Source organism: Dictyobacter sp. Z7_2 (assembly GCF_057551105.1).
Genome location: NZ_BAAJPE010000001.1, coordinates 1,804,567 through 1,818,250 on the forward strand (window position 1 = coordinate 1,804,567; position 13,684 = coordinate 1,818,250).

Annotated in this window: 10 protein-coding genes; 3 read left to right on the forward strand and 7 right to left on the reverse strand. The window is 49.9% G+C overall.

The window, feature by feature from the left end; all coding sequences use genetic code 11:
• Positions 1-521: 521 nt before the first annotated feature.
• The gene (locus AC27N8_RS07015) at positions 522-3,410 is read right to left on the reverse strand and encodes a malectin domain-containing carbohydrate-binding protein (RefSeq protein WP_487065352.1); all 2,889 of its coding nucleotides are present in this window, start codon (positions 3,408-3,410) and stop codon (positions 522-524) included.
• Positions 3,411-3,817: 407 nt separating this feature from the next.
• A complete protein-coding gene (locus tag AC27N8_RS07020; RefSeq protein ID WP_487065354.1) occupies positions 3,818-4,195 on the reverse strand; it encodes a hypothetical protein in 378 nt (125 codons plus the stop codon).
• 299 nt (positions 4,196-4,494) lie between these two features.
• On the opposite strand from AC27N8_RS07020, the gene AC27N8_RS07025 reads away from it, so the two are divergent.
• Positions 4,495-5,556, forward strand: coding sequence for a hypothetical protein (locus tag AC27N8_RS07025; RefSeq protein WP_487065356.1), 1,062 nt, complete (start codon positions 4,495-4,497; stop codon positions 5,554-5,556).
• Positions 5,557-5,789: 233 nt separating this feature from the next.
• Here AC27N8_RS07025 and AC27N8_RS07030 read toward each other — a convergent pair whose 3' ends face one another.
• Positions 5,790-6,635, reverse strand: coding sequence for a helix-turn-helix transcriptional regulator (locus AC27N8_RS07030; RefSeq protein ID WP_487065358.1), 846 nt, complete (start codon positions 6,633-6,635; stop codon positions 5,790-5,792).
• A 210-nt stretch (positions 6,636-6,845) separates the two neighbouring features.
• Here AC27N8_RS07030 and AC27N8_RS07035 point away from each other — a divergent pair, with 210 nt between their 5' ends.
• Positions 6,846-7,586 (forward strand): SDR family oxidoreductase, encoded by a 741-nt coding sequence (locus tag AC27N8_RS07035; RefSeq protein WP_487065360.1) that lies wholly within the window; start codon positions 6,846-6,848, stop codon positions 7,584-7,586.
• 199 nt (positions 7,587-7,785) lie between these two features.
• On the opposite strand, the gene AC27N8_RS07040 is transcribed toward AC27N8_RS07035, so the two are convergent.
• Positions 7,786-8,205: an organic hydroperoxide resistance protein gene (locus AC27N8_RS07040; protein WP_487065362.1), complete on the reverse strand. Its 420-nt coding sequence runs from the start codon at positions 8,203-8,205 to the stop codon at positions 7,786-7,788.
• Between the two features lie 267 nt (positions 8,206-8,472).
• On the opposite strand from AC27N8_RS07040, the gene AC27N8_RS07045 reads away from it, so the two are divergent.
• A complete protein-coding gene (locus tag AC27N8_RS07045; protein ID WP_487065364.1) occupies positions 8,473-8,967 on the forward strand; it encodes a MarR family winged helix-turn-helix transcriptional regulator in 495 nt (164 codons plus the stop codon).
• 46 nt (positions 8,968-9,013) lie between these two features.
• Here AC27N8_RS07045 and AC27N8_RS07050 read toward each other — a convergent pair whose 3' ends face one another.
• From AC27N8_RS07050 to AC27N8_RS07060, 3 genes are all read right to left on the reverse strand, one after another.
• Positions 9,014-11,500 carry a glycoside hydrolase family 31 protein gene (locus AC27N8_RS07050; protein WP_487065366.1) on the reverse strand — a complete coding sequence of 829 codons (2,487 nt, stop codon included), beginning with the start codon at positions 11,498-11,500 and terminating at the stop codon, positions 9,014-9,016.
• A gap of 186 nt (positions 11,501-11,686) precedes the next feature.
• The gene (locus AC27N8_RS07055; protein WP_487065368.1) at positions 11,687-12,661 is read right to left on the reverse strand and encodes a carbohydrate ABC transporter permease; all 975 of its coding nucleotides are present in this window, start codon (positions 12,659-12,661) and stop codon (positions 11,687-11,689) included.
• A 4-nt stretch (positions 12,662-12,665) separates the two neighbouring features.
• The gene (locus AC27N8_RS07060) at positions 12,666-13,628 is read right to left on the reverse strand and encodes a carbohydrate ABC transporter permease (protein ID WP_487065370.1); all 963 of its coding nucleotides are present in this window, start codon (positions 13,626-13,628) and stop codon (positions 12,666-12,668) included.
• Between the last annotated feature and the right edge of the window lie 56 nt (positions 13,629-13,684).

Sequence of the window (13,684 nt, forward strand, 5' to 3'; positions counted from 1 at the left end):
AGGTTACGGGAGCAATGCTGCTAGCTGATATCAGATACGAACTTGCGTGCAGGAAGAGTTATTCTACAGAGGACTGCTCAGAGCTCTTTAGGTCTTTATCGGGGAACAGGATATGCTAGCAACCTGCTCCATGCCATGCAAACAATCATAACCATTGCAGTGTACATGTTTAGGAGCGAATCGTCAAGTCAGGCAGAAAAATCAATGTTCCCAATTACACACGATGCCCATATCACACCACGCATAACGATGTCGAACGCGCGGTGACAATCGAAGTCAACAGAATCCATACAACAGACCCCGTTTCAAGCGGCGTCTGGTTTGATTACACCCGAATGACCCACACCTGCAAAGGAGGGTTGCTCGCTCGTAAAGTTAACGGGCAGGCAACACGGTCATTATCCAGTCGTTTTCTAAAAAACGTCCAGAGACAGTAACGATGTGCGAAGCCAGCGACAAGCCGTTGCCACCATGCAACCATGCTGTCTGGCCTCGCCAATCGTATAGATCACCTGCTTCTTTTATGAAGCAGAGTAAATTTCAATACCGCTGATAAATGGATTATCAGCACCACCATGAGTGAAGGCGATCACAATCTTGCCATCGCTATTGGCAGTGGCAGTAAATTGTTTCTGGAGAGCATGCTCATACCCTGCATTCGCATACACATCAAAGTTAGCCAGAGATTGTTTCCCATTAATCGCCACATCAAACGTCCGCTGTCCAGCCTGTTGGAACGTTAATTCGGCCCAATCGAGCTGTACTGTATACGCCTTGCCGGCGGTTAATCCTGTAATTGTATACGTAAAGGCACTGCCCCAACGACAGGTCATATAGATCTCTTCTGGAGCAGGATTGATCTCGCTGGTCAGATTTACAACCGCCGACGTATCCATATACTCGGTGCCCTGATCGTAATCAGTATCAGTAACGAACTTGCCGATGTTGATACCACCCGCATTAATCGCTTGCACCAATTTGGACGTTGGAGGTAGCACTGTCGTAGCCTGTCCGGAAGGGTCCCAGATCTCAATACCACTGATAAATGGATTGTCTGCCCCACCCTGCGTAAAGGCGATGACAATTTGACCGCTACTATTGGCCTTTGCAGTAAACTGTTTCGCCAGGGCTTTTTTGTAGCCTGCGGTCGCATAGACATCAAAGCTACTCAGAACCTGAGTACCATTAATGGCGACATTAAACTTCCGTTGTCCCGCCTGCTGGAACGTTAGCTCCGCCCAGTCAAGCTGCACCGTATAGGACTTCCCGGAGGTTAATCCAGGAATCGTATAGGTGAATGAGCTGTTCCAACGACAGGTCTGATACACTGTCTGAGCGGCCGGATTCTTGATGCCATTGGTCGGGATCGACGTCGAGGTATCCGAATATTCCGTCCCTTTATCATAATAGGTATCAGCCAGGAAATTACCAGAGGCATTCCCTCCAGCGTCGATAGCGGTCACCAACTTTGGCTCCGTCGCCGAGGTAGTCGGTGTTGGCGTCGGCAGCGATGTCGATAACGGTGTTGCTGTCGATGCTGGCGTCGGCGTCACCGATGCCTTGGTCGGTGTTGGCGTCTTTGCAGCCTGTGTCGCTACCGGAGTCGGCAACAGGACCGGCTCAGGTGTCAGTTTCAAGCCCGGCAGAGCGGTAAGGCTCGCACAATGCGCGTCGTTCCAACCAGAGTTACCTGATGACTGCGTAATCTTAAAACCAGCACCACAATCGTAAGTACCACCACTGCCCAGATTCGAGGCCGTAACATTGCTAAATGTCGCTGATCCTGAAGCCTGATCCTGGATCGCAAAGGTACCAGCAGTCGCAATTCTATCATTTGAAAACGTCAGATTAGTGATTGCAGAGCCAATAAATTGAATCGCTTCATATGGACTATTATCGATCTCATTATCGCTCACAGTCACAGCACCAGACATCGCGCCATCACTGGCGTAAAACCAGATTGCCCCGACACCAAAATGCCAGTTTGGATCTAGAACACCGGCACGCAGCAAAGTATTCCCGGTGACCTTTGTAGTACCACCAAGAGGTACCGCTCCAAAGCGATTGGCAATCTGAATGCCACCGCCTTGCGTCACCGTATCAGTGCCGAGATTATTGGTAATGCTATTATTAGAGCCGCCGTAGATGGCAAAGTTGTTGGCCAGAATCGGTAAGGAGACCGTGTTATGGTCAAAGACATCATTCGTATCGGCCTTTTTATCTGACCACATGGCCAGACCGTCGTCGCCCGTATTACGGACCTCCGTCTGCTTGACGACCGAATTCGTAATGCCATCATCAAAATTAATGCCATCAGCGGTAACATCGCGAATCGTACAATTGGTGATCGTCAGCTTATCAAAAGGACCATCGAACCACATACCCACTTTGGTATGCTCGATCCAGACATCCTGAATCACCGATCCGCCTCCCATCGCGCCACCGATACCATTGACCTGAGCGCTATCATTGCGCTCCATAACCTGTCCAAAGATAGCAAAATCGTATAATTGCACGTTCTGGCTGGGATTAGGATTATAATTGCCGTAGATCCCTACACCATTCCCTGTCAGGAGCGTATACCAGGGACCAGCTCCACGCAGGGTCACCTTGTTGACGATGATATGCGAATTCACCTGATAGGTACCAGCAGGAATCCAGAGCACTTTATTCTGAGTCTCTGCGGCAGTCACGGCCGTCTGGATATCCTGAGTGGAATCCTTGGCTCCGGTTGGATCGGCCCCATAACTCGCCACCGACAGAGATCCAGCCGGTTGCGCCAGTGGGGCCGCAACGTTATAGAAATCCGCCAGATCAATTGTATAGGAGGGTGCCGTATCTTTGGCATCGACCTGTACTTTGACTTTCGCTCCCGCTGGCAAAACCGAACCAAACATCACCCGCACTTCATCGAAGAAATGATGCGGAGTACCATCTCCCACATTGTTCGAAAAGGGATAACTTCCATAGTACCAGCTATACTTCGAGGTTAATGATACATCCTGTTTGTATGTTCCGTTCAGATAGAGACTGAGAGGCGCGGTGAGACCACTTCCGTTGGCAGCATCGGGGATACTATAACGTAGCGTCAACGCGTTGGCAGCCTGAGTCAGCGTAAACTCGACGTACTTCCCCTGACCACTCAGCGTCACAGCCCGACGATCCGATGCCTCGGAGGCCAGATGGGTGAAGGCAAAATCTGGACCAATGACGGTACCATTGGTCGATGCATGTTCAGCTTCTTGCTCGACGTACGGTAAAGTAGCTCCCATCGCAGCATTGGGTGCCGCCGCTCCAGCCGAACCATGCGGAATGGTCGCCAGCGCCACACCTATGAGGGCCGTGACCAGCACAAGCGCTACCAGTCCAGGCCAACTTAGGATATGCATCCTACGCAATGCATCACGCATTGTTTGAATCCTTTCACCTGCAGATTCAGAAATAGTGTTGATTTCAAAGCGAAAACTGACCTGCTACAGATAATAGCATCAGGCAAACACATAAATAAAGAGTAGAGCCGCATTTAGCCATAATCTATCATACAATGTCACCAATAAGAGCCAAACATTATTATCCAAAAGTACCGCCGCACGATAAGTTATGATTCTTATCATGCTTATCGTTATCAGCATCAAAAATGTCCAGCAGTAAAACTATAACATTAAAAGCCCTGGATTACCATTTATCCAGGGCTCTCTGACATTCTGTCCTTTTATATAGAATATGGCACAGCAAATCATTTTATAATCACGCCATAAAGAGAGGTAATAATATGGGAGAATCTCTATTATAGAGAAAAACAGGCATTAACCTGCTCTTATCTCCGCCGCTTGATGGGCCAGGACAGTGCGACAACAGCAATGACAAAGATGGCAACACAGAACAGCAAGGCAGCAATTGAGCTTGTGAGACCCATCAATCCGCCGACTAAGAGCCTGCCCTGCCCATCCGAAAAGCGTAATACGATTGCAGAACCGACGATACCGACGATAGAAGAGGAAAAGCCGAGCGAGGCAAAGATGACGGTGATGATCCAGAGAGCTTTGTTGCGACCACTCCCTTGTTGGGGATAGATCTTCTCCTGAGGTTGTGCGGGGATTTCGTTGGCATAGCCCTCCCAATACGCGTCAGATGTCTGACTGCTCTGACTTCGCGCTCCGGATTGCATCCCGGGTTCTGGCTCTTGCATCTGCATCGTTTTATCTCTCTCCAGCGATAAAAAATCGCATTGCGACGATCCTATAAATAGGCACAAATATCTATGCTATCTATTTATACGCTCTTAACTTGCTTTTGTTCTATCCAAATTATCAAGAAGGATCATCCATCTCAAGATAAGATGAGTAAAAGGATTGACCCTTTCAACACCTGGTTTTTTCACGTTTCAATAAATATACTGGATCACAAGTAACAATTTCCTGAAATAAAGAGAAATTTGTTAACTACGAACCTCAAAATACTTATAAAAAGATCTATATTAAGAAGGAGTAATATATGCCTGGAAAAATTCCCACAGAAAAGACTTTAGATGCTTCTCTAAGAGAAAAAGATTTGAAAGAAGTGCAACCAACAACATCTACGTATAAATCAGATGTACTAAGACATGAGCTTGGACAGAGACCTGGAGCAGCAAACGCTTCAACTGAAACACTGCAATTTCCAGGGCAGATAACGTTTGATAATCTGCACTCACGATCACAGACTGACGCCCCAAAAGGCCCACGACCATTGAAGAATCGATCAGTGGCAACTGAAATGTCAAGGCAAGAGTCCGTTAGCCAAAGGGAAGATTATCAACTGCCAGTTAGTGATGAAGGTGTCCAGGGAAGCTCGCGTGATCATCAACCTCTCAGCGAAAATACCCATTTACCGCTTGAGAATCCACATCGCCAGGAAAGTGATACGCGTAGACAGTCAGAAGCTCTTCATACCTACAAGCTCGAGTTAAATGAGAAATTAACCAATTTAAACCGTGATCAGGAAGTAGTTGAGCAGGGACTTGAGACCTTAAAAACCGTAAAAGAATTTATAGATAACCAGCATAAACATATGGATAATCAAAAAGAGAGCTTTATGCAGAGAGAGAGTACTTGGGGAAAGTTCAATAGAGACCTTAAGGCAATTGAAGCCCGTAGGGAACTTAATCCAGATGATTTACAGACTATTCGAGATATCCCCTCTCACACCCTGGAGTTTATTCGATCTTATGAGTATCAAGGAAATTATAAAGGGATCAGTTATGAAAAAATCAGAGACTTAGATCGCTGCGAACATGAGGAGCAAAGTCTAACTGCAAATTGGTTAGGTCTCAAACCCAATTTTCCGGGTAAACACCTGAGCCTCAGAGAAATGCTTGATAGTGAGGCAGCATCCCTTCGGGAGAAGGGCCAAACCCTTATTGCTGAAAAGGAGCTTCTTAATCAATCATCCCGAGATGAATCTCAACAGAGAAAAACGCTTCGCTCTCGGCAAAAGGATAATCAAACAGCGATAGAAAAAACTAAAAGCAGTATAGCACAGATAGATCGTGATTTGGCTTCTCTATCACAGCCATGAAGAACTATTGGAGCGATTTAAGAAGTTTACTGTGTGTATCTCCAAATGACCCAGGTCATTCCAAAGATTTCGGGATAACCTGGGTCGAATGATATTCATAGTATAGGCCTTGAGTTAAGCAGACCATAAGATGGTTTCGACACTAACTTATCAGTTGAGATCAGTAAGAAGCACGAGACAACTTTCCCGATGTTTCAGATCCATGTGCACAGTGAAGGATCATTTCGCCTATCTCATTGAGACTCATAAGCCAGAAGCCGCTCAATTTTCTCGGCGGTCCCAGAGTGGCTCTGTGGGGTGTGGATCAGCAGTCGCAGGTCGCTGGAATCGACCGTTTGGAACCAGAGGAAATCAAAGGCCAGTTCTCCGACAAGCGGATGATGCATCGTTTTACTTCCTTCCGACACGTTGAGCACATCATGACGAGCCCATAATTCCTGAAATTCTGGACTGATCTGGGAGAGTTCAGCGATTCGTTTGGCCCACCAGGGATCGTTGATGAAACGGCCATAACCAGCACGAAATTGCGCCAGATACACGCATGCCCGTTCCTCCCACTCCTCGTCTGCTTGCCGCAACAAAGGGGAGGTGAATAAGTGCCAGATCAAGTTTCGCTCTCGCTCAGACCGCATGGCAAAGTCGCCAAAAACGACGCGGGAGGCGGCATTCCATGCCAAGACATTCAGACGAGGATCAACAACGTACGCAGGGGTTGTCCCAAGTTGAATAAGGAACTGTTGTAAGATCGGGCTGATAGTGGCTGGCGAAAACGTTTCGACTGGAGGTGACTGTCTGAGGGCAAGCAAAAAGAGATGTGCGCGTTCGTTCGCATCCAACTGCAAGACACTAGCCAGACGTTCCAAGACCTGCACTGAGACGTGAATATCCCGCCCCTGCTCCAACCAGGTATACCACTCAAGGCTCACTCCGGCGAGCTGAGCCACTTCTCCGCGTCGCAAGCCTGGTGTCTTTCTGCGCGTCCCTCTGGGTAATCCCACCTGTTCTGGCGAGACGCGAGCGCGGCGGTTCCGCAAGAAGGCGGCTAGTTCGTGATGACGATCCAACTCTAATTGATTCATGAGCATGCTCCGCAAAGTCGATGTGACCGGAAACTAGAAGTATTAATTCCAGGATTAATGCTTCTCTCGTCAAACGATGTCTCTCATTATACACTCGTGACAGATTACGTGAGTGGATCCATCACAGAGGTGTCGATGGAACTCCTCGCGGGATTGCAAAAACTGTGTTGTGGTTATGCCATTAGTTTTTTGTCTTTATAGAGGATGATTATGACAGATATACATGAATCAGTTACATTGGTAACAGGCGGAAATCGAGGACTTGGGAAGGCTTTCGTGCAGGCTTTACTTGATGCGGGAGCTCGGAAAGTCTATGTTGGCTCTCGTCAGCCACTGGAGACGGACGATCCCCGTCTTCAGCCTGTGAAACTCGATATCACGAATGAGGATGATATTATGGCTGCTGTCGAAGCCTGTCAGGATATCAATATTCTGATCAATAATGCTGGTATTTTCAATGGGAGCCCTTTGCTTGAAGCTCCATCCATCGACGATGCTCGTGATGATATCAATACAAATTATCTCGGTACGTTGGCGATGTGCCGGGCCTTTGCTCCGATTTTGAAAAAGAACGGTGGAGGCGCCCTGGTCAATATGTTATCCGTTGTGAGTTGGTTTATATATCCGCTGGCAGGTTCCTACGGTGTGTCGAAAGCTGCTGAGTGGGTCATGACCAACGGTATACGTATGGAACTACGATCGCAAGGAACACTGGTCGTTGGCGTCCATGCAGGTTATATTGATACCGAGATGGCTGTAAATATTGATGCTCCAAAGAGCCGTCCAGAAGATGTGGCGACAAAAGCGATTGAGGGCATTATCGCTGGCGATGAGGAAGTGCTTGCGGATGAAGGGAGTCGAGCGATCAAAGCTGCGCTGCTAGCTGATCCACACGCTCTTGATCGGCAAGCTCAGCAAGACTGGGATCGTAGCCATAGAGCCCAAAAGTAGCGTTGTGCCCTCGGGCACAATGTCCCAGTTTCTCGTACGAGTTAGCAGGATTTCGGCGAGCAACGCTGGGGGGCCTGATCGTACGTCTAGTGGGACATTGTGCCCGAGGGCACAACGCTACTTTGGCTGCGATAACCATTCCAGACTCAATGAATTGGATTAAATGCCGCAAGACCACGAGGTTACGTTAGCTTGATTGCTACATCTCTTCGAAGGTGAGAGTAACGGGGATGTTGCCACGCGTGGCGTTAGAATAGGGGCAGACCTGATGCGCGAGTTCAAGCAGATGCTGGCCGGTTGTAGCATCTACTCCGGGGATCGAGACGCGTAGCTCGACGGCGAGCTCAAATCCTCCCTGGCCGTTTGGTCCAATGCCTACTTTAGAGGTAATGGTGGACTGACTTGCATCCACGTGTTCACGTTGCGCGATACGATTAAGCGCTGATTGGAAGCAGGCCGCATACCCGACGGCGAAAAGCTGCTCTGGATTGGTGCCTTCACCCGAGCCTCCCATCTCTTTGGGGGCACTTAACTTTACTACCAGGTTGCCATCCGAGGAGCTGGCTTCTCCCTCACGTCCACCACGGACTGTTGCTTCGGCTGTGTAGAGGATTTTCATATCTTGTTCCTTTTCTCTTTTTGTATAAAGCGCGAGTGCACCTGATATGTACAGTTCTATCTATGGCAAGACCATGCTGTATGCTTGAGGCGCTTTAAAGAAACGATCAATAAGCAATTGTTAGAAATTAAATTTGATCAAATTTAATTTCTAACAATATTGTAGGTGACTGGCAATGACTATGTCAAGGGTAATCGACAGCTCATTGACTTCTATTTAATTGTGTGCTATACAATGACATGCAAGTAAATGAAAAGGAGCAAGAGTATGACACTTTCATCGAGACAGAATGATGCTTCCAATACTGAGAATGCGAGCAGTGGGGAGCAACACGACCAGATAAAAATCGATGATATGTTATGTTTCGCCCTGTATGCAGCATCACGTGCCGCGATAGATATGTATCGACCACTCCTCGATGAGTTGGAGCTTACCTATTCGCAATATCTGGTCATGATCGTGTTGTGGGAACATGAGGTGTGCTCAGTAAAAGAGATCGGGCGTATTCTGCATCTTGATTCTGGAACACTATCACCTCTGCTAAAACGTCTGGAGAGTGCCGGGCTGATTAAACGGCAACGCCGTGCAGAGGATGAGCGCGTAGTAGATATCTACCTGTCAGACAAGGGGCGAGCATTACAAGCGCGTGCTGCGGAGGTGCCGGAAAAGATCGGATGCAAGTATAACTTTGAACAGGGTGAATATGAAGAGTTATTGGAACGGGTTAAGAAGTTTACTGAGCGTGTTTCTGTTAGTAAATAATATGCAATAGGTCATCCCGAAGATGTCAGGATGACCTATGCCGAGACTATACTGGCTCTCCTGAAGAGAGTAAGATATCAAGTACTTGTGCCTCAAATGACTGTTCTAGATTAATGGCAAGTATCCTCTGCTCAGCATTATAGCTCCAATCGGTAGAGATGTCTCCGCACAAGACGGATTCTGGAATGGTAGAGATCTCGCGCAATTCCAGTTGAATATGCTGGCGCGTCGGCGTAAAGCTGCCATCCTGAACTCCCAATGTGATGCGGATATGTCGGGCTTCCACCTCACAGGTAATCGTGCGCCGCGCATAGTTACCTTGCTCCTGCTCGTAGCCATCACCGGCATCTTCATAGAGCGCAGATGTGCCGCTGCCCTCGGTAGGATAGAGTACCAGAGTCAAAGCATCGGTAGCGACTTCTCCAACATAGTTCATCGACTCTCCCAGAGGCAAAGCGACGTTGGCTCGCATATACAGCGCTGGTAGACCCAGCGGCGCATGCGCCAGGATATGCGCGGGACCATCCACACGTTCGCCGGTCCAGAAGTGGAACCAGGTGCCAGCGGGCAGGTAAACGTAACGATACTCGATCCCCGGCTTCGTCACCGGAGCGATCAGCAGCGCGTTGCCACAGAAAACCTCGTCATCGACCGTGTAGGCGGTGGTGTCTTCGGGATGCTCCCAGAAGAGCGGACGCAGCAATGGCTGTCCGGTGCGATGGCATTCATCGAAGAGCGTATAGAGATAAGGAAGCAGTCGCTGCCGAAATTTGAGCATGTTACGACACAGCGATGTGTATGGCTCGCCAAAGACCCACGGCTCCTGATGGCGCGTCATCTTTTCGGCGTGATTGCGACAGAAGGGCTGAAAGATACCCCATTCGACCCAGCGAGCCAGCAGTTCACCATTGGCATCGCCGTAGAAGCCTCCAATATCGACGCCAGACCAACCAATCCCCGAAAGTCCAAGATTCTGCAACTGCGCGATACTCATCGCCAGATGCTCCCAGGTCGAGGAGTTGTCGCCGGTCCAGAGCAGGGCGTAGCGCTGGATGCCTGCGTAGCCAGCACGTGAGATCACAAATGGCCTCTGCTCCGGACGCAGGCGCAGGAGTCCTTCACGAGTCGACCTGGACATCAGCGAGCCATAGGCATTGTGGATTTGCAGGTGGAATTTGACAATGTCTCCATCGGAATGGACAACGCTGGGTGGCATAGTCGAGTTTAAGGGAATAAATAGCGCGGGCTCGTTCATGTCGCACCAGATACCTGCGACTCCTGCGTCGAGCAACGTCTGATGCTGCTCTCCCCACCAGGAACGCGTCTCTGCATTGATAAAATCCGGAAAAACACAGAGTCCCGGCCAGACAGCGTTCTGATAATCGCTGCCATCCAGCGTCTTGCAGTAGAGATTGCGATCTCGACCTTCTGCGTAGACGCGATAATGCTCATCGACCTTCACCCCCGCATCGATGATCGTCACTACATGAAAACCCATTCCTCGCAGTTCCTGCAACATCCCTTCTGGATCAGGAAAACGCGTGCGATCCCAGGTAAAATCGCGATAGCCATCCATATAATCGATGTCAAGATAGAGCGTATCGCACGGAATGTCGTGCTCACGGAGGCTATGCGCCACGCGGAGCAACTCAGCAGCCGTGTCATAACCAAAGCGGCTCTGTCCATTGCCCAGCGACCACATGGGAGGCAACGGAGTATGTCCGGTCAATTCGGTGTAGCGGGCCAGGACGTCGCGAGGGGTCGGTCCACAAAAAATATAGTAGACAAGATTACCAGCGGCGGTGCCAAACCACGAACGACGCGCATCCTCATCGGCCAGATCAAACTCGGAAAAGGCCGGACTATCAAGAAAGAAGCCCCAGGCTTTGCCGTCAGCCAGAGCCAGTGTAAAGGGGATCGAGACGTATAGATTGTTCTGAAGGGCCGTATGCCCACGAGGAGGATCGACGTTCCAGAAAATTTGATGCGATCCCGTCTTATCCAGACCAGCCGTACGCTCGCCGCAGCCAAAGTAGCGCTCACCATCCGCGTGCTGCTTGTAGACGCGCAGAGGCGTCCCCAGCGTCCCCAGCGGATTAGGAATATCGATCAAGGCCGCCTGTTCAGCTCCATGTAGCCAGCCCATCCCCAACTCTGCATCATCGACGGCAAACGTGCGACCCGTAGGATCTGAAAATCCGATGCGCAAAGGATCAAGGGAGATATGCGCACTGGCAGCAGATGTGTCAAGGGAAACGGAGACATCCCTTTCTGAGACGGTCACATCGCCCACCTCCCACTCCTTCTCTACGACCGCCGCAGAGTCGTATGTAACGGGGCGTCCATGCGCAAACAAGCCCACACGAAACAGATCCGGCGCGAGAGCGGTCACTTCAACAATCTCCGCATCAGTTGACAAACGCACGCGAGAACCATCATGGGTTACCATCTTCGCCTTACCAAGCGCAGTATAGCCGCTGGGAGCAAAAGATGACATCTGTTTGCTCGCATCTGCAGGCATTACAGTATCCATAAACACATTTTCCTTTTCACTTCATGCCTCAATATCACAAGTACCCAAAAGTAGCGTCGTGCCCTTGGGCACGATGTCCCACTCGACGTACGATCCCGCACCCCAGCGACGCTCGCCTGCGTACGATCACACGATCGAGCTGTTTCGTACGTGAAGTGGGACATCGTGCCCAAGGGCACGACGCTACTATCCCTTCAAGCCGGTGAGGTTGATGCCGCGAATAATCTGTCGCTGGAAGAGCAGGAAGAGCAGGATCGGCGGGACGCTCGACAGCACAAGTCCAGCAATCAGAAAATTAAAAGGCAAGCCCGCATTTGGTTGCGATTCATGGTATAGAGCCACCATCAAGGGCTGAAGATTACTATCGGACAACACCAGCAAAGGCCACAGGAAATCTTTCCAGCTGGCAACGACAGTAAAAATCGTGACCACAGCCAGAGCAGGACGAGACAACGGTATAATTATACGCATAAATAACTGCCAGGCATTGGCACCATCGAGGCGAGCGGCCTCCGTCAATTCGCCAGGGATGCCATCGAAAAAGCTTTTGAGGATCAAAATGTTGAAAGCGTTGGCCGCCTCCGGAAGTAACACGCCTCCCCAGGAGTTGAATAACGAGATATTGAGAAAGGGAAGGTTGCTGATATTGACAAACTGTGGGATCAGATAGGCTACAGGAGGGACCATCAAGGTGCAAAAAAAGCAGAACTGGATGAAGCCTTTACCGGCCGGCTGTAACTTTGACAGGGCATAGGCAGCCGTGGCCGAGACAAGCACCTGTAACAGGACAGCTCCTGCGGCCAGCAGCAAGGTATTGGTAAAGTAGAGCGGCAAACTCATGACGCTCCAGGCCTGAAGATAATTGCTCCATGCAGGATGCACCGGCCAGAAGGTTGGAGGAGATTGAAAGATCTCGCTACTGGTCTTCAAGCCGCCACTAAACATCCAGTAGACCGGTCCCAGCGAGACCACCGTAAATAGGGCCAGCAGGATAAAAACGATCCAGTAGAGAGTACGTCCCAGCGGACGCGTTAAGGTCAAAGGCGAGACCAGCGTCCGCTCACTGGCATCGTTCTCTTGCGACGCTCGACGGAAAAATCGCTGCCGCAAAGGGAGTACTGGCACCGTCTGATCCGGTGTGTCCTTTAGAAGTAAGCTCATTTGATTAATCTCCTTGCATCGAATCCCGTGTGATACGCATGTATATCAGCGCAAAGATAGCCAGTACCACAAAAAGGACAGCTCCCAGAGCGCTCGCGCCTCCAAAATCGCCCTGCACAAAAGCGTAATTGTAGATCAATAACAGCACCGTCATGGTTGAATTCTGCGGACCGCCATCCGTGATCGTAAAGGGCTCGACAAAGATTTGCATCGTGCTAATTAGCTGGAGGATCAGCATCAGCAACATGACCGGTCGGATCGATGGCAAGGTGATATGCCAGAGTCGCTGCCAGAGGCTTGAGCCATCGATCTCAGCCGCTTCATACAGGGAGGCCGAGACTCCTTGGAGCGCCGCCAGATAGATCAGGATCGTAGAGCCCGCAGCACTCCAGGTGGCCACAACGACCAGAGAGGGCAATGAGGTGGTTACGCTCTCAAACCAGAGACCGGCCGGGAGATGGACCAGGGCTAAGATGGCATTGAGCAGGCCAGAATCGGGATTATAAATCCACTTCCAGAGGAACACGGTCACGATCGGGGGCAGCATCACAGGCAGATAGAACGCCAGGCGAAAAAAACTTTTGGCGTGACGCATCTCGTTAATCAGCAAGGCCAGAATAATCGGGATGATATAGCCAAAAGCCAGCGCGTAGAGCGTAAATTCCAGCGTATTATGCCAGGCGACCGCGAAGAGAGGATCATTGATCACATGCAGATAATTCAGCCAACCAACCCAGGCCGGAGGATTAATCATATCAATGTTCTGAAAACTCATGATGAAGCCCAGCACGATGGGATACCAGACAAAGATCAAGAATACCAGGAGAGCTGGAAGCAAAAAGAGATATCCAATCCAGCTCCGTCGGATAGCTCGTCTGATTTTCTGGAGCGGCAAGCGTGCACTTTTGCTCTCAGATACGCTTCCACTGCGTGTCAAAGATGACGGTGGATACGAATGTACATCCATAGATATCTCCTCAGTAGCGTCGTACGCTTGCGTACGATGTTCCTGTCATTCGTACG